Source organism: Pseudomonas sp. (genome assembly GCF_050739775.1).
GTDB lineage: Bacteria > Pseudomonadota > Gammaproteobacteria > Pseudomonadales > Pseudomonadaceae > Aquipseudomonas.
This window is the reverse complement of record NZ_JBOICA010000043.1, coordinates 24,075-39,455: the sequence shown is the minus strand read 5'-3', so window position 1 is coordinate 39,455 and position 15,381 is coordinate 24,075. Positions and strand designations below refer to the sequence as shown.

The 15,381-nt window shown below is 61.0% G+C and carries 13 protein-coding genes; 5 read left to right on the top strand and 8 right to left on the bottom strand.

The genetic code is table 11. The features are described from left to right. Positions 1 to 145 precede the first annotated feature (145 nt). The 7 genes from ACRESH_RS20105 to gloB all read right to left on the bottom strand — a co-directional run bounded on the left by ACRESH_RS20105 (position 146) and on the right by gloB (position 9,964). Positions 146 to 1,759, bottom strand: a complete 1,614-nt coding sequence (locus ACRESH_RS20105; protein ID WP_431743616.1) for an ABC transporter ATP-binding protein — start codon at positions 1,757 to 1,759, stop codon at positions 146 to 148. Between the two features lies 1 nt (position 1,760). Further along, entirely contained in the window at positions 1,761 to 2,780 is a 1,020-nt protein-coding gene (locus ACRESH_RS20100; RefSeq protein WP_431743615.1) for an ABC transporter permease, read from the bottom strand. Between the two features lies 1 nt (position 2,781). Beyond that, positions 2,782 to 3,855: a microcin C ABC transporter permease YejB gene (locus ACRESH_RS20095; RefSeq protein ID WP_431743614.1), complete on the bottom strand. Its 1,074-nt coding sequence runs from the start codon at positions 3,853 to 3,855 to the stop codon at positions 2,782 to 2,784. Position 3,856: 1 nt separating this feature from the next. Further along, positions 3,857 to 5,710, bottom strand: a complete 1,854-nt coding sequence (locus tag ACRESH_RS20090) for an extracellular solute-binding protein (protein WP_431743613.1) — start codon at positions 5,708 to 5,710, stop codon at positions 3,857 to 3,859. Then, on the bottom strand, positions 5,707 to 7,539 hold the full coding sequence (locus ACRESH_RS20085) for an extracellular solute-binding protein (RefSeq protein WP_431743612.1): 1,833 nt from the start codon (positions 7,537 to 7,539) through the stop codon (positions 5,707 to 5,709). The genes ACRESH_RS20090 and ACRESH_RS20085 overlap by 4 nt, the downstream gene beginning before the upstream one ends. 124 nt (positions 7,540 to 7,663) lie before the next feature. Next, a complete protein-coding gene (locus ACRESH_RS20080; protein WP_431743611.1) occupies positions 7,664 to 9,085 on the bottom strand; it encodes a transglycosylase SLT domain-containing protein in 1,422 nt (473 codons plus the stop codon). 99 nt (positions 9,086 to 9,184) lie between these two features. Further along, the gene (gene gloB, locus ACRESH_RS20075) at positions 9,185 to 9,964 is read right to left on the bottom strand and encodes a hydroxyacylglutathione hydrolase (protein WP_431743610.1); all 780 of its coding nucleotides are present in this window, start codon (positions 9,962 to 9,964) and stop codon (positions 9,185 to 9,187) included. A 79-nt stretch (positions 9,965 to 10,043) separates the two neighbouring features. On the opposite strand from gloB, the gene ACRESH_RS20070 reads away from it, so the two are divergent. From ACRESH_RS20070 to ACRESH_RS20055, 4 genes are all read left to right on the top strand, one after another. Continuing rightward, on the top strand, positions 10,044 to 10,802 hold the full coding sequence (locus tag ACRESH_RS20070; protein WP_431743609.1) for a class I SAM-dependent methyltransferase: 759 nt from the start codon (positions 10,044 to 10,046) through the stop codon (positions 10,800 to 10,802). 50 nt (positions 10,803 to 10,852) lie between these two features. Beyond that, positions 10,853 to 11,299, top strand: a complete 447-nt coding sequence (gene rnhA / locus ACRESH_RS20065; RefSeq protein WP_115087893.1) for a ribonuclease HI — start codon at positions 10,853 to 10,855, stop codon at positions 11,297 to 11,299. Positions 11,300 to 11,390: 91 nt separating this feature from the next. Continuing rightward, the gene (gene dnaQ / locus ACRESH_RS20060) at positions 11,391 to 12,134 is read left to right on the top strand and encodes a DNA polymerase III subunit epsilon (protein WP_431743617.1); all 744 of its coding nucleotides are present in this window, start codon (positions 11,391 to 11,393) and stop codon (positions 12,132 to 12,134) included. Between the two features lie 78 nt (positions 12,135 to 12,212). Beyond that, positions 12,213 to 14,474, top strand: a complete 2,262-nt coding sequence (locus tag ACRESH_RS20055) for an Orn/Lys/Arg decarboxylase N-terminal domain-containing protein (RefSeq protein WP_431743608.1) — start codon at positions 12,213 to 12,215, stop codon at positions 14,472 to 14,474. Here the strand turns inward: ACRESH_RS20055 and ACRESH_RS20050 are convergent. Beyond that, positions 14,458 to 14,676, bottom strand: a complete 219-nt coding sequence (locus ACRESH_RS20050; RefSeq protein ID WP_431743607.1) for a hypothetical protein — start codon at positions 14,674 to 14,676, stop codon at positions 14,458 to 14,460. The two genes, ACRESH_RS20055 and ACRESH_RS20050, sit on opposite strands and share 17 nt — an antisense overlap. 145 nt (positions 14,677 to 14,821) lie before the next feature. Here ACRESH_RS20050 and ACRESH_RS20045 point away from each other — a divergent pair, with 145 nt between their 5' ends. Continuing rightward, positions 14,822 to 15,376 (top strand): NADPH-dependent FMN reductase, encoded by a 555-nt coding sequence (locus tag ACRESH_RS20045; RefSeq protein ID WP_431743606.1) that lies wholly within the window; start codon positions 14,822 to 14,824, stop codon positions 15,374 to 15,376. Positions 15,377 to 15,381 lie beyond the last annotated feature (5 nt).

Here is a 15,381-nt window from a genome sequence, read left to right as displayed (position 1 = left end):
GTCCTGGGTGCCCGAAAAATGATGCAACTGATGGGCTGAAAGGCCTTTTACAGCACAAAAACAAACGCCCCGAACAAGTCGGGGCGTTTGGCTTAAGGCCTGTCAGCGTGTTTTCACACAGTCTGTTATGCGGCCTTCTCTGTTTCTAGTATTTAGCTCCCACAGGCGCCAGGAAGGCCGCCTCCAGCAACTGTCGGGTATAGGCATGTTGCGGTGCGGCGAAGATATCCGCTGCTGTACCTTGTTCCACCACCTTGCCCTGCTTGACCACCATCAGTTGATGGCTCAGCGCCTTGACCACCGCCAGGTCATGGCTGATGAACAGATAGGTCAGGTTGTACTTGCTCTGTAGCGAGCGCAACAGCTCCACCACTTGACGCTGCACCGTACGGTCCAGGGCCGAAGTAGGCTCGTCCAGCAGGATCAGCGCCGGTTTGAGCACCAGCGCCCGGGCGATGGCGATGCGCTGACGCTGGCCACCGGAAAACTCATGGGGGTAGCGGTGACGGGTCTGAGGGTCCAGGCCAACCTCCTTCAGTGCGCCAATGATTGCTTGTTCCTGTTCGGCTGCAGTGCCGATGCGATGGATGCGCAGACCTTCACCGACGATATCGCTGACGCACATACGCGGGCTTAGGCTACCAAACGGGTCCTGGAAGACCACCTGCATCTGTCGGCGCAGCGGGCGCACCTGTTGTTGATTCAAACCTTCCAGCGCGGTGCCTTGAAAGCGAATGGCACCTTGGCTGCCGAGCAGGCGCAGGATCGCCAGGCCCAGGGTGGACTTGCCCGAACCGCTTTCGCCGACGATGCCCAGGGTCTGTCCCTGGGGCAGGCTGAAGTTGATGCCATCCACTGCCTTGACGTGATCGACGGTGCGCCGCAGCAGGCCTTTCTTGATCGGGAACCATACACGCAGGTCTTCGACTTCCAGCATCGGTTTGCCTGCCGGGTTGCCGGCTGGGCCGCCGCTGGGCTCGGCGCCGAGCAGCAACTGCGTGTAGGCGTGTTTCGGGTTTTGGAACAAGGTCGCGCAGTCAGCCTGTTCGACGATGCAGCCGCGCTGCATCACGCAAACCCGGTGGGCGATGCGCTTGACCAGGTTCAGGTCATGGCTGATGAGCAGCAGGGCCATCCCCAGGCGCGCCTGCAGCGATTTGAGCAGCTCAAGGATCTTCAATTGCACGGTGACGTCCAGGGCCGTTGTCGGCTCGTCGGCAATCAGCAGCTCCGGCTCGTTGGCCAGGGCCATGGCAATCATTACCCGCTGCCGCTGACCGCCTGAGAGCTCGTGTGGCAGGGCTTTGAGACGTTTGTGTGGCTCGGGGATGCCTACCAGGTCGAGCAGCTCCAGCGTGCGCGCAGTGGCCTCCTTGCCACGCAGGCCTTTGTGTATCAGGAGGATCTCGTTGATCTGCTTCTCGATAGTGTGCAGCGGGTTGAGCGAGGTCATCGGCTCCTGGAAGATCATCGCGATGCGGTTGCCACGGATATGGCGCATCTGCTTTTCATCCAGGGTCAGCAAGTCGCGCCCTTCGTAGTGAATGCTGCCGGAGGGGTGACGGGCCAGTGGGTAGGGCAGAAGGCGCAAGATCGAATGGGCGGTAACCGACTTGCCCGAACCGCTCTCACCGACCAGGGCCAGGGTCTCGCCGCGGCGAATATCGAAGCTGATGCCTTCGACCACGCGCTGGGTCTGCTCGCCGGTGACGAATTCGACGGCCAGGTCGCGCACTTCGATCAAGGTTTCGTTGCTCATTTCATTTCCTCGGGTCGAAGGCATCGCGGGCGGACTCGCCAATGAACACCAGCAGGCTGAGCATCAGTGCCAGCACGGCAAAGGCGCTCATGCCCAGCCAGGGTGCTTGCAGGTTGGACTTGCCCTGGGCCACCAGTTCACCCAGCGATGGCGCACCGGGCGGCAGGCCGAAGCCGAGGAAGTCCAGTGCGGTCAGTGTGCCGATGGCACCAGTGAGAATGAACGGCATGAAGGTCATGGTCGAGATCATGGCGTTGGGCAGGATGTGCCGGTACATGATCGCTCCGTTCTGCATGCCCAGCGCCCGTGCCGCTCGGACGTACTCAAGATTGCGCCCGCGCAGGAACTCGGCGCGCACCACGTCCACCAGGCTCATCCAGGAAAACAGCAACATGATCCCCAGCAGCCACCAGAAGTTGGGTTGCACGAAACTGGCAAGAATGATTAACAGGTACAGCACGGGTAGGCCCGACCAGATCTCCAGGAAGCGCTGGCCGGCCAGGTCGACCCAGCCACCATAGAAGCCCTGCAGGGCGCCGGCAATCACGCCGATGATCGAACTGAGAATGGTCAGGGTCAGGGCGAACAGTACCGAGATGCGGAAGCCGTAGATCACCCGGGCGAGCACGTCACGACCCTGGTCGTCGGTGCCCAGCCAGTTCTGTGCCGAAGGTGGCGCGGGGGCAGGCACCTTGAGGTCGTAGTTGATGCTCTGGTAGCTGAACGGGATCGGCGCCCAGAGCCCCCAGCTGTCCTTGGCGGCCAGCAATTCACGGATGTAGGGGCTCTTGTAGTTGGCCTCCAGCGGGAATTCGCCGCCGAAGGTGGTTTCCGGGTAGCGCTTGAGTGCCGGGAAATACCATTCGCCGTCGTAACGCACGGCCAGGGGCTTGTCGTTGGCGATCAGTTCGGCGCCCAGGCTCAGGCCGAACAGGATCAGGAACAGCCACAGCGACCACCAGCCGCGGCGGTTGGCCTTGAAGCGCTCGAAGCGCCGGCGATTGAGAGGGGACAAGTTCATTTCAGTGCTCCCGGCTGGCGAAGTCGATGCGTGGATCGACCAGGGTGTAGGTCAGGTCGCCGATCAGCTTCACCACCAGTCCCAACAGGGTGAAGATAAACAGGGTGCCAAAGACCACCGGGTAGTCGCGGTTGATCGCCGCTTCGAAACTCATCAGGCCCAGGCCGTCGAGGGAGAAAATCACTTCGATCAACAGGGAGCCGGTGAAGAAGATGCCAATGAAGGCGGAAGGGAAGCCAGCAATCACCAGCAGCATGGCGTTGCGGAACACGTGGCCGTAGAGCACGCGGTTCGGGCTCAGGCCTTTGGCCTTGGCAGTGACCACGTACTGCTTGCTGATCTCGTCGAGGAAGCTGTTCTTGGTCAGCAGGGTCATGGTGGCGAAGTTGCCGATGACCAGGGCGGTGACCGGCAGGACCAGGTGCCAGAAATAGTCGAGGATCTTGCCAGCGGTGCTGAGCTCGTCGAAGTTGTTCGAGGTCAGGCCGCGCAGGGGGAACCAGTCAAGGTAGCTGCCGCCGGCAAACAGCACGATCAGCAGGATGGCGAAGAGGAACGCCGGGATCGCATAGCCGATAATGATCGCCGAGCTGCTCCAGACGTCGAAATGACTGCCGTGGCGAGTGGCCTTGGCGATCCCCAGAGGGATCGACACCAGGTACATGATCAGGGTGCTCCACAGGCCCAGGGAGATCGACACCGGCATCTTTTCGATGATCAGGTCGATGACCTTGGCATCGCGGAAGAAGCTGTCGCCGAAATCCAGGTGGGCGTAGTTCTTGATCATGATCCACAGACGTTCCGGCGCCGACTTGTCGAAGCCGTACATCTTTTCGATTTCCTTGATCAGGGCCGGGTCCAGGCCCTGGGCACCGCGGTAGTTGGAACCGGCCACCGAGACTTCGGCGCCACCACCGGCGATGCGGCTGGTGGCCCCCTCAAAGCCCTCGAGCTTGGCAATCATCTGCTCGACCGGGCCGCCGGGAGCGGCCTGGATGATGACGAAGTTGATGATCAGAATGCCCAGCAAGGTCGGAATGATCAGTAGCAAGCGACGAAAGATATAGGCCAGCATGCTATTGCGCCCCTTCGGTCGGTGGCGCATCTGGCGTAGGTGTCAGCGGTACGGCCGGTTCGACGTCCGGCTTGATCCACCAGGTATTGATGCCGATGTCGTACTTGGGCGATATCTGCGGGTGGCCGATGTGATTCCAGTAAGCAACCCGCCAGGTCTTGATATGCCAGTTGGGGATCACGTAGTAGCCCCACTGCAGGACGCGGTCCAGGGCGCGGCAATACTCGATCAGGCTTTGCCGGGAGTCGGCATTGATCAGGTCTTCGACCAGGGCGTCGATGGCCGGATCCTTGAGGCCGATAAAGTTACGGCTGCCAGGGTTGTCGGCGGCGGCGCTCTGCCAGAATTCGCGTTGCTCGTTGCCGGGCGAGTTGGACTGCGGGAAACCGCCGACAATCATGTCGAAATCACGTGAGCGCAGGCGGTTGATGTACTGGGATACGTCCACCCGGCGAATCACCAGGTCGATACCCAGGTCGGCCAGGTTGCGCTTGAACGGCAGCAGGATTCGCTCGAACTCGGTCTGGGCCAGAAGAAACTCGATGGACACCGGTTTGCCTTGAGCATCGACCATTTTGTCGTCGACGATGCGCCAGCCGGCAGCCTGCAGCAGCTTGTAGGCCTTGCGTTGCTGTTCGCGGATCATGCCGCTGCCATCGGTGACCGGGTTGGCAAAGGCCTGGGTGAAGACCTGATCGGGGATTTTGCCGCGCCAGGGTTCGAGAATCTTCAGCTCGGCTTCATCGGGCAAGCCTCTGGCGGCCATTTCGGCGTTTTCGAAGTAGCTGCCGGTGCGGGTGTAGGCGCCGTTGAACAGTTGCTTGTTGGTCCACTCGAAGTCCAGCAGCAGGCTCAGCGCCTCGCGCACACGTACATCCTGGAACACCGGGCGGCGAAGGTTGTAGACGAAGCCTTGCATGCCGGTTGGGTTGCCGTTGGGCAGCTCCTCCAGAATCAGGCGTTTCTGGCGCACGGCAGGTACGTCATAGGCAGTGGCCCAGCTTTTCGCCGCAGTCTCCAGGCGGTAGTCGAACTGACCGGCCTTCAACGCCTCCAGCGCAACCGCGCTGTCGCGGTAGTAGTCAGTGGTCATCACATCGAAGTTGTAGAAACCTCGGTTGACCGCCAGGTCCTTGCCCCAGTAGTCCTTGACCCGCTCATAGCGGATCGAGCGTCCGGCCTTGACCTCGGCGACCTTGTACGGGCCGCTGCCCAGAGGAATTTCCAGGTTGCCCTTGGTGAAGTCGCGCCCCTCCCACCAGTGCTTGGGCAGCACCGGCAGTTGCCCGAGGATCAGTGGCAGTTCGCGGTTGTTGCTGTGTTTGAACCTGAACAGTACCCGCTGCGGATCTTCGGCGATCACATCGGCGACATCGGCATAGTAACCACGAAACAGCGGGGCGCCGCTTTTGATCAGGGTGTTGAAGGTAAACACCACATCCTCGGCGTGGATTGGATGGCCATCATGGAAGCGTGCTTCGGGGCGCAGGTAGAAGCGTACCCAGCTGTTGTCCGGGGCCTTTTCAATCTTGCCGGCCACCAGGCCGTACTCGGTGAACGGCTCATCCAGGCTTTGGGTCATCAGGGTGTCGTAGATCAGGGTGATGTCATCGGCCGGCACGCCCTTGTTGATGAACGGGTTCAGGCTGTCGAATCCGCCGAAACCGGCCTGGCGGAAGGTGCCGCCTTTGGGCGCATGCGGATTGACGTAGTCGAAGTGTTTGAAACTGGCCGGGTACTTCGGCGGTTCGTCATACAGGGTCAGGGCGTGTTGCGGGGCCGCCAGTGCCTGGGCACTCAAACAGGCTAGCAGCAGGGCGCAGGCCTTCAGGCGCAGGCTGGACAGTGACATCATTGGGCGTTCTCCGAAGGCTTTATCCACCAGCTATTGAGCCCCAGGGTGTAGGGCGGCGTGGTGACGAAGGCGAACCGATTGCGGTAGGCCAGGCGGTGATTGTCCAGATACCAGTTGGGAATCATGTAGTACTGCCACAGCAATGCCCGGTCCAAGGCGCGTGCTGCCGCCACTTGTTCATCGCGGCTCTGGGCGGCGAGCAAGGTGTCGAGCAGGTGATCGATCACCGGGTCTTTGACGCCAGCATAGTTCTTGCTGCCCTTGGTCGAGGCTTGGCTTGAGTGAAAGTACAACCATTGCTCAAGGCCGGGGCTGAGGGTCTGGTTCAGGGTCATCAGAATCATGTCGAAGTCGAACTGGTCCAGACGTTGTTTGTACTGGGCCCGGTCCACCGTGCGCAAGCGCGCATCGATGCCAATGCTGGCGAGATTTTCGACATATGGTTGCAGGATCCGCTCAAGGTTCGGATTGACCAGCAACAGCTCAAGCTTCAAGGGTTTGCCTTTGCTGTCGAGCAGGCGCTGGCCATTGAGCTTCCAGCCGGCCTGGGCCAGCAGGTCAAGGGCCTGGCGCAGGGTCTGGCGGTTAATGCCGCGCCCGTCGGTGTGGCTGACCTTGTAGGGCTCGGTGAACAAGGCGGCCGGCAATTGCTCGCGGTAGGGCGCGAGCAGCAGCCACTCTTTGCCTACGGGCAGGCCATTGGCAGCGAATTCGCTATTGGGATAGTAGCTGGTGGCTCGACGATAGGCACTGCTGAACAGGGCGCGATTGGTCCACTCAAAATCCAGCATCAGGCTCAGGGCCTGGCGAACCCTGGCATCGCTGAAGGTCGCACGGCGGCTGTTCATGAACAGGCCCTGGGTCTGAGTCGGGATCTTGTGCGCAATCTGTGCCTTGATGACTTCACCGCGGCGTACCGCCGGGAAGTTATAGCCGTTGGCCCAGTTCTTGGCCTGGTGCTCGATGTAAATGTCGAACTCGCCAGCCTTGAACGCTTCGAAGGCTACCGCGCTGTCACGGTAGAACTCATACTCGACCCGGGCGAAGTTGTATTTGCCGCGGTTGACCGCCAGGTCTTTGCCCCAGTAATCCTTGACGTGCTCGAACACCAGGCGCCGCCCAGGCAGGACCTGGGTAATACGGTAGGGGCCGCTGCCCAGCGGCGGCTCGAAGGTGGTGGCTTTGAAGTCGCGACCTTTCCAGTAATGCGCCGGCAGCACCGGCATCTCGCCCAGGCGCAGGATCAGCAACGGATTGCCGGCGCGCTTGAACACGAAGCGGATACGCCGCGGGTTGAGGATGTCGACCCGTTTCACTTCCTGCAGGTTGGTGCGGTAGATCGGATGACCTTCCTTGAGCAGGGTGCGATAGGAAAATGCCACATCGCTGGCCGTGATCGGACGGCCGTCATGGAAGCGGGCCTCCGGGCGCAGGTTGAACACCACCCAGCTGCGATCTTCGCTGTACTCCACGGAGCCGGCGATCAGGCCGTAGCTCGATGTGGGCTCGTCGCCCGAGGGGTCGTATTGGCCGGTACCAGCCATCAGGGTCTCATTAAGCTCGTTCACCCCGTACTGCAGGAAATTAGGGGTGGTGACCGGGCTTGAACCCTTGAAGGTGTAGGGGTTGAGCGTGTCGAAAGTGCCGAATGCCATGGCGCGCAAGGTGCCGCCCTTGGGCGCTTGCGGATTGACCCAGTCGAAGTGGGTAAATTTGGCTGGATACTTGAGCGTGCCGAACTGGGCGTAACCGTGGCTTTCGCTGATTGTTGCGCCCGCGGGAAAGCTCAAGGCCAGGCTGAATGACAGCAACAGGAGGGGACGTATCAAGTCGGCGATCCGATCCAGGCGGCTTGGGCTTTGTTCCAGCTACAGTAACAGCTTGTATCGGCTTGAAAAAGAGGCCCGCCGGGACGGTGAAGCGGGCTCCGGTCTATGGCGCGGAGCCTGGTACTCAGTGCGACAGGTAAACGGTCAGGGTCTGGCCTGGCTTGAGGGCGTGGCCGCTGCGAGGATTCCAGCGCTTGAGGTGCTGCATCTCGACGTTGAAGCGCTTGGCCACCAGGTACAAGGAGTCACCCTTGCGGACCTTGTACTGGGTGGATTTCTTCTGGTTCTTGCCCTCGGCCGACTGGGCGCTTTGCATGACCAAGGTCTGTCCTGCCTTGAGGCTATGGCCAGACAGCTTGTTCCAGCGCTGCAGATCCTTGACGTTGACCTTGTTGGCCTTGGCGATGCTGCCCAGGCTGTCGCCACGTTTTACCCGGTAACGGCTGCTGCGGGTTGTCGTTGTGCGAGGCGTGGCTTCGGCCAGGGCAGCTTCGAATACGGCCTTTTTCGGCTGCAGCGACAGCAGCTCTTCAGGTTTCATGTTCGACAGGCTGGCGGTCAGCAACTGCGCCTTGGCAGTGGGCACCAGCAGTTGCTTGGGGCCATCGACGGTCATGCGTTTCTTGAAGGCCGGGTTGAGCTGGAACAGCTCGTCTTCATCGATCTCGGCCAGCTCGGCGACCCGCGAAAGGTCGAGGCGGTCGTTAATGGCGACGGCTTCGAAGTAGGGTTCGTTGGCGATCGGGTTGAGGTTCACGCCATAGGCCTGCGGTGTCATCACCACCTGCGACAGGGCCAGTAACTTGGGCACATAGTCGCGGGTTTCCTGGGGCAGTGGCAGGTTCCAGTAGTCAGTGGGCAGGCCGAGTCTTTCGTTGCGCTCGATGGCTCGGCTGACGGTGCCTTCACCGGCGTTGTAGGCTGCCAGGGCGAGCAACCAGTCACCGTTGAACATGTCATGCAGGCGGGTTAGGTAGTTCAGCGCGGCGTTGGTCGAGGCAGTGATGTCGCGACGGCCGTCGTAGAAGCGGGTCTGGCGCAGGTTGAAGTGGCGGCCGGTGGATGGAATGAACTGCCATAGCCCCACTGCATGGGCCCGGGAATAGGCCATGGGGTTGTAGGCGCTTTCGATGGCCGGCAGCAGGGCCAGCTCCAGCGGCATGTCGCGCTCTTCGAGACGCTCGACGATGTAGTGGATGTACAGGCTGCCACGGTCGCCGGCGTTTTCCAGGAAAGAGGGATTACTGGCGAACCACAGGCGTTGCTGTTCGATGCGCGGGTTGACCGCCATCTCGTCCTGCAGGGCGAAGCCCTGGCGCATGCGCTCCCAGACATCCTGGGGCGCCTGCTCGGCTTGCTTGACCGGAACGAACACCGGCTTCTGCTTCATCCGCGCCTGGTAGTTGTGCGCGCGAACGCTCTCGGATTCGTCGAGCTGACGGGTGCTCTGGCAACCCACCAGGGTGGCGGCCAGGGCCAGCACACTGGCTTGGGCCAGGCGCGTCAGGGCGACGGAATTGAAGGTTCTGCGGCTATTGGACGACATTGGCTGGGACAAAGTTCCGGGCAAAAATGTCGGGCGATTCTAGAAAGCGGCCCCTCTGTGGTCAACCTTTGAGAACTTTAGGGTCCTGGCAGAAGCTGTTTAGAACCTGTCCTTCCAGGCACGCAACCCAGCAAAAACAGCACTTGGAGTGGGGTTTATAGGGCCGTTCCGTTCGTCTAGTTTTTCTTTAACGGATGTTTCGGTGGTCCGCAAAAAGGGGTTGGTAAGCTTTTCCAATGCCAGGGTTGATGGCAACGTGATGCGATCTTGCGCCCTAAGCTGGGTAACGTCGGCAAAGCGTTGGGCAATGTGCTGGTTTTCGGGTTCCACGGTCTTGGCAAAACGCAGGTTGCTCAGGGTGTATTCGTGGGTGCAGTACACCAGGGTCGCGCCAGGCAGAGCTGCCAGCCGCTCCAGGGAATGGTGCATCTGCTCCGCAGTGCCCTCGAACAAACGGCCGCAACCGGCGGCGAACAAGGTGTCGCCGCAGAACAAAAGCGGTGTGCTCGGTTGGGCGCAATAATAGGCGATATGTCCCAGGGTGTGTCCGGGTACTGCGATGATCTGGAAATCCAGACCCAGAACGCGCACGCTGGCAGTGTCGTCCAGGGCCAGGTCGCGGCCGGGAATGTGCTCGTGCGCCGGTCCGCACACCCGCGCACCGGTGAGTGCCTTCAATTGTTCGACGCCACCGACGTGGTCGTGATGGTGATGGGTGACGAGAATGTCGCTCAACTGCCAGCCCGGATGGCCCTCGAGCCAGGCCAGCACCGGTGCCGCATCGCCCGGGTCGACCACCGCACAGCGCTGGTTGGCAGAATCCTGTAACAACCAGATGTAGTTATCGGTGAAAGCGGGTAGGGCATCGATCTGTATCATGGTGCGATTCGCCAAACGTTGGACATGGGTGCATCTTAGTAGTTATGCACGCTGTCGAGAACCTTCAAGGGAGACTGCAATGACCGATCAAGCCTTCGCCCAGGCCGATCCGCAGTGGCTGGCGCTGATCAGCCTGGCCCGCGACTGGTTCGCCGGCCCCCTGGGGCAGTTGATGCTGCACGAAGAGCAACGCCTGCTCGAAGAAGAGCTGGGGCGCTACTTCGGTGGTTACCTGGTGCACTACGGTCCCTGTGCCGAGGCGCCGCCCAAAGCCCCGCAAGTGCAACGTAACGTGCGCCTGGGCGCACCGCTGCCAGGGGTCGAGATCGTCTGCGAAGAACAGGCCTGGCCGCTGAGCGAGCACGCCGCCGATGTGGTGGTGCTGCAGCATGGCCTGGATTTCAGCCTGTCTCCCCACGGCCTGCTGCGTGAAGCAGCCAGTAGCGTGCGTCCGGGCGGGCATCTGGTGATCATCGGCATCAACCCCTGGAGCAGTTGGGGCGTGCGCCGGGTGTTTGCCCATGATGCCTTGCGCAAGGCGCGCTGCATTTCCCCATCGCGGGTTGGCGACTGGCTTAACCTGCTGGGCTTCGCGCTGGAGAAACGCCGCTTCGGGTGCTATCGTCCGCCGCTCGCATCCCCTGCCTGGCAACAGCGCCTGGCTGGCTGGGAGCGGGTCGCCGGTGGCTGGCAAGGCGCAGGTGGCGGCGTCTACCTGTTGGTGGCGCGCAAAATGGTGGTCGGCCTACGGCCGCTACGTCTGGAACGCCGTGAGCCGATGGGCAAACTGCTGCCATTGCCGATGGCCAAGGTCAATCGGCGCCATTCCGAACCCTGAGTTCCGGGCCCGCAGGGCGCGGACCCTAATCATTGATGAAAAGGCTGTAAATGAGCGATAGCGTCGAGATCTTTACCGATGGTGCTTGCAAGGGCAACCCTGGCCCGGGTGGCTGGGGGGTGCTGATGGTCTGCAAGGGCGTCGAAAAGGAGTTATGGGGCGGCGAGCGCGAGACCACCAACAACCGCATGGAACTGATGGCGGCGATCAAGGGCCTGGAAGCGCTCAAGCGCGAGTGTGAAGTGCTGCTGGTTACCGACTCCCAGTACGTGATGAAAGGCATCAACGAGTGGATGGTCAACTGGAAAAAGCGTGGCTGGAAAACCGCTGCCAAGGAACCGGTGAAGAATGCTGACCTCTGGCAACTGCTCGATGAGCAGGTCGGGCGCCACAAGGTGACTTGGAAATGGGTGCGTGGACACATCGGCCATCACGGCAACGAGCGCGCCGACCAGTTGGCCAACCGTGGCGTTGACGAAGTGCGCGGGCTGCGCTGAGCACACCAGCCGCCACTCGGCCGCGCGCTGAGGTAGAATGGCCGGCTATCACCAGACAAGCTGTACGCGACAGGAGACCATCGGCGTGGAGATTCAGAGCAACAGGTCGGTCGTCCTGGACACCGAAACCACGGGTATGCCGGTCACCGACGGCCACCGGGTCATCGAGATCGGTTGTGTCGAACTGATGGGCCGACGCCTGACCGGGCGGCACTTCCACGTCTATCTGCAGCCGGATCGCGAGAGTGACGAAGGCGCCATCGGTGTACACGGTATCACCGACGGTTTCCTGCTCGACAAACCGCGTTTTGCTGAAGTGGCCGATGAATTCTTCGACTTCATCCAGGGCGCCCAGCTGATTATCCATAACGCGGCGTTCGACGTTGGCTTCATCAACAACGAGTTCGCCCTGCTCGGCCAGCACGACCGCGCCGATATCTCCCAGCATTGCACCATCCTCGACACCCTGATGATGGCCCGCTCGCGCCACCCCGGGCAGCGCAACAGCCTCGATGCGTTGTGCAAGCGTTACGGTGTCGACAACTCCGGCCGTGAGTTGCACGGCGCATTGCTCGACTCGGAGCTGTTGGCCGACGTCTACCTGAGCATGACCGGCGGCCAGACCAGCTTGTCGCTGGCCGGGCAGGGCGCTGATGGCGAGGAAAACAGCGAAGCGAGCCGCGGCAGCGAAATCCGTCGCCTGACTGCTCGTCAACCGGGGCGCATCATTCGCGCCACCGAGCAGGAGCTGGAAGCTCATCTGGCGCGCCTGGAGGCCATTGCCAAATCGGCCGGTGGCCCGGCGCTGTGGCAGCAGTTGTCCGAGACCAACTGAGGCAGATTGCCGCGCAAGGGGGCTGGCGAGCTTCTACCCTGAAATGACCGACCCGTCGTTCGGAGCAGGCGCCCCCTCATGTACAAGGATCTCAAGTTCCCTGTTCTGATCGTTCACCGTGATATCAAGGCTGACACGGTAGCTGGCGAGCGTGTGCGCGGCATTGCCCAGGAGCTGGCCCAGGACGGCTTCACCATTCTTCCCGCCATTGATTACGCTGAGGGCCGCCTGGTTGCCTCGACCCATCACGGTCTGGCCTGCATGCTGATTGCGGCCGAAGGTGCCGGCGAGAACACCCACTTGCTGCAGAACATGGTCGAGCTGATTCGTCTGGCCCGCCTGCGTGCGCCGCACCTGCCGATCTTTGCCCTCGGCGAACAGGTGACGCTGGAAAATGCCCCCGCCGATGTCATGAGCGAGCTGAACCAGCTGCGCGGCATTCTCTATCTGTTCGAAGACACCGTACCGTTTTTGGCCCGGCAAGTGGCGCGGGCGGCGCACAACTACCTAGATGGCCTGCTGCCACCGTTTTTCAAAGCGCTGGTGCAGCACACCGCGCAGTCCAATTATTCCTGGCATACCCCGGGGCATGGCGGCGGTGTGGCCTATCGCAAGAGTCCGGTGGGGCTGGCGTTTCATCAATTCTTTGGTGAGAACACCCTGCGTTCGGATCTCTCGGTTTCGGTGCCCGAGCTCGGTTCGCTGCTGGATCACACCGGTCCCTTGGCGGCGGCCGAAGCCAGGGCGGCAAAGAATTTTGGCGCCGATCACACCTTCTTCGTCATCAACGGCACCTCCACGGCCAACAAGATCGTCTGGCATTCGATGGTTGGACGCGATGACCTCGTGCTGGTGGACCGCAATTGCCACAAGTCGGTGGTGCACGCCATCATCATGACCGGTGCGATTCCCTTGTACCTGTGCCCTGAGCGTAATGAACTGGGTATCATCGGACCGATTCCGCTGAGCGAGTTCAGTGCCGAGTCGATCCGCGCCAAGATCCAGGCCAACCCCCTGACCCAGGGGCGGGCGCCTAACGTGAAAATGGCCGTGGTGACCAATTGCACCTATGACGGGCTGTGCTACAACGCCGAGCTGATCAAACAGGTGCTGGGCAACAGTGTCGAGGTGCTGCATTTCGATGAAGCCTGGTATGCCTACGCGGCATTCCACCCCTTCTTTGCCGGTCGCTATGCCATGGGGACCTTACGCAGTGCTGACAGCCCCCTGGTGTTCAGCACCCACTCGACCCACAAGCTGTTGGCGGCCTTCAGTCAGGCTTCGATGATCCATGTGCAGGATGGCGGTGCACGACAGCTGGACCGCCATCGCTTCAATGAAGCCTTCATGATGCATATTTCCACTTCGCCGCAGTACAGCATTCTGGCCTCCCTGGATGTGGCTTCGACAATGATGGAAGGGCCGACCGGGCGTTCGCTGTTGCAGGAAATGTTCGACGAAGCCCTGAGCTTCCGTCGGGCCATGGCCAACTTGCGCCAGCATATTGCAGCCGATGACTGGTGGTTCAGTATCTGGCAGCCGCCGCAGGTCGAGGGTGTGCATCAGGTGAGTACGGGTGACTGGTTGTTGGCGCCGCAAGCCGATTGGCACGGGTTTGGCGATGTGAGCGATGACTACGTGTTGCTCGACCCGATCAAGGTCACTTTGGTCATGCCTGGGCTCAACGCAGGCGGTGCTTTGAGCGAGCACGGGATCCCGGCGGCGGTGGTCAGCAAGTTTCTCTGGGAGCGTGGCTTGGTAGTGGAGAAGACCGGGCTCTATATCTTCCTGGTGCTGTTCTCCATGGGCATCACCAAGGGCAAGTGGAGCACCTTGCTGACCGAATTGCTGGAGTTCAAGCGCAACTATGACGCCAACACGGAACTGCTCGAAAGCCTACCTTGTGTCGCCCGCCTTGATCCTGTGCGCTACCAAGGGCTGGGCCTGCGTGATCTGTGTGACCAGTTGCACGCCTGCTACCGCGGCAACGCCACCGCCAAACAGCTCAAACGGCTGTTCACGCGTTTACCGGAAGTGGTGATGAAGCCCGCCGATGCCTATGATCGGATGGTGCGCGGGGAGGTCGAGGCGGTGCCGATAGACCAGTTGCTCGGACGTATTGCCGCCGTGATGCTGGTGCCGTATCCACCGGGGATTGCGCTGGTCATGCCGGGCGAACGCTTTACCGAAGCGACCCGTTCAATCATTAACTATCTGGTCTTTGCCGCCGCCTTCGACAGTGGCTTTCCCGGCTTCGTCGCCGATGTGCACGGCCTGCAGCGTGAGACCGGGGCGCAAGGGCGGGTTTATACCGTCGATTGCATCAAGGAAGGCGGATGATCTCGACACCGCTGCGGGCCAGCTCGAAGCGGTCGCCGCCGAGGTGATTGACCTTGTCACCGATTGCCAGCTTGTAAGTGGTGATAGGCAGGGATGCGGCACTACCGTCGGCCTCGAGGGGGGCTTCCTGGAACTCATGAACGGGGTAGATGCGGCCTTCTGCGTCCCGTGCATGAAACTGTCCGACCAGTACTGCTGTCATTTACCGTGCAACCTCTAAAAGTTTTCTGTCAGGCATAGACCACTGATTTGCCGGGTAAGTTTTGCTCGCGTGGAAAAAAACTTCAGGGGCTGGGGAGATCATCTATACCTACAGCGTCCAATATCCCACACATCAGGAAATTGCCATGAGTCAGGTGTATTCGGTAGCCGTCGTCGTCGGCAGCTTGCGCAAGGAGTCCTTCAACCGCAAAGTCGCTCGTGTGCTAGTAGAGCTCGCGCCTTCGAACCTCACGTTGAAGATTGTCGAGATCGGTGATCTGCCGCTCTACAACGAAGACATTGATGTCGACCCGCCAGCAGCCTACAAGACCTTCCGCGAGCAGATCCGCAGCAGCGATGCGGTGCTGTTCGTCACTCCGGAGTACAACCGCTCGGTGCCGGGTGTGTTGAAAAACGCTATCGATGTGGGGTCAAGGCCATATGGGCAAAGTGCCTGGAGTGGCAAACCAGGTGCAGTGATCAGTGTTTCGCCCGGTGCGGTGGGTGGTTTTGGTGCCAACCATCACCTGCGTCAGTCCCTGGTATTTCTCGATGTGCCGTGCATGCAGCAGCCGGAAGCCTATATCGGCGGGGCGGCGAGCCTGTTCGATGAGAACGGCAAGCTTCTGGAGAAGACCCGCCCGTTTTTGCAGACCTTCATTGATAAGTATGCGGTGTGGGTCGAGCGTCATCAGAAATAGTCCGC

Excerpts from the sequence above, each read along its gene's own strand:
- ACRESH_RS20050 (WP_431743607.1), bottom strand. The coding sequence starts at position 14,676 with ATGACAGCAGTACTGGTCGGACAGTTTCATGCACGGGACGCAGAAGGC.
- ACRESH_RS20105 (WP_431743616.1), bottom strand. The coding sequence starts at position 1,759 with ATGAGCAACGAAACCTTGATCGAAGTGCGCGACCTGGCCGTCGAATTC.
- gloB (WP_431743610.1), bottom strand. The coding sequence starts at position 9,964 with ATGATACAGATCGATGCCCTACCCGCTTTCACCGATAACTACATCTGG.
- ACRESH_RS20090 (WP_431743613.1), bottom strand. The coding sequence starts at position 5,710 with ATGATGTCACTGTCCAGCCTGCGCCTGAAGGCCTGCGCCCTGCTGCTA.
- ACRESH_RS20045 (WP_431743606.1), top strand. The coding sequence starts at position 14,822 with ATGAGTCAGGTGTATTCGGTAGCCGTCGTCGTCGGCAGCTTGCGCAAG.
- ACRESH_RS20100 (WP_431743615.1), bottom strand. The coding sequence starts at position 2,780 with ATGAACTTGTCCCCTCTCAATCGCCGGCGCTTCGAGCGCTTCAAGGCC.
- ACRESH_RS20095 (WP_431743614.1), bottom strand. The coding sequence starts at position 3,855 with ATGCTGGCCTATATCTTTCGTCGCTTGCTACTGATCATTCCGACCTTG.
- ACRESH_RS20080 (WP_431743611.1), bottom strand. The coding sequence starts at position 9,085 with ATGTCGTCCAATAGCCGCAGAACCTTCAATTCCGTCGCCCTGACGCGC.
- ACRESH_RS20070 (WP_431743609.1), top strand. The coding sequence starts at position 10,044 with ATGACCGATCAAGCCTTCGCCCAGGCCGATCCGCAGTGGCTGGCGCTG.
- rnhA (WP_115087893.1), top strand. The coding sequence starts at position 10,853 with ATGAGCGATAGCGTCGAGATCTTTACCGATGGTGCTTGCAAGGGCAAC.
- ACRESH_RS20055 (WP_431743608.1), top strand. The coding sequence starts at position 12,213 with ATGTACAAGGATCTCAAGTTCCCTGTTCTGATCGTTCACCGTGATATC.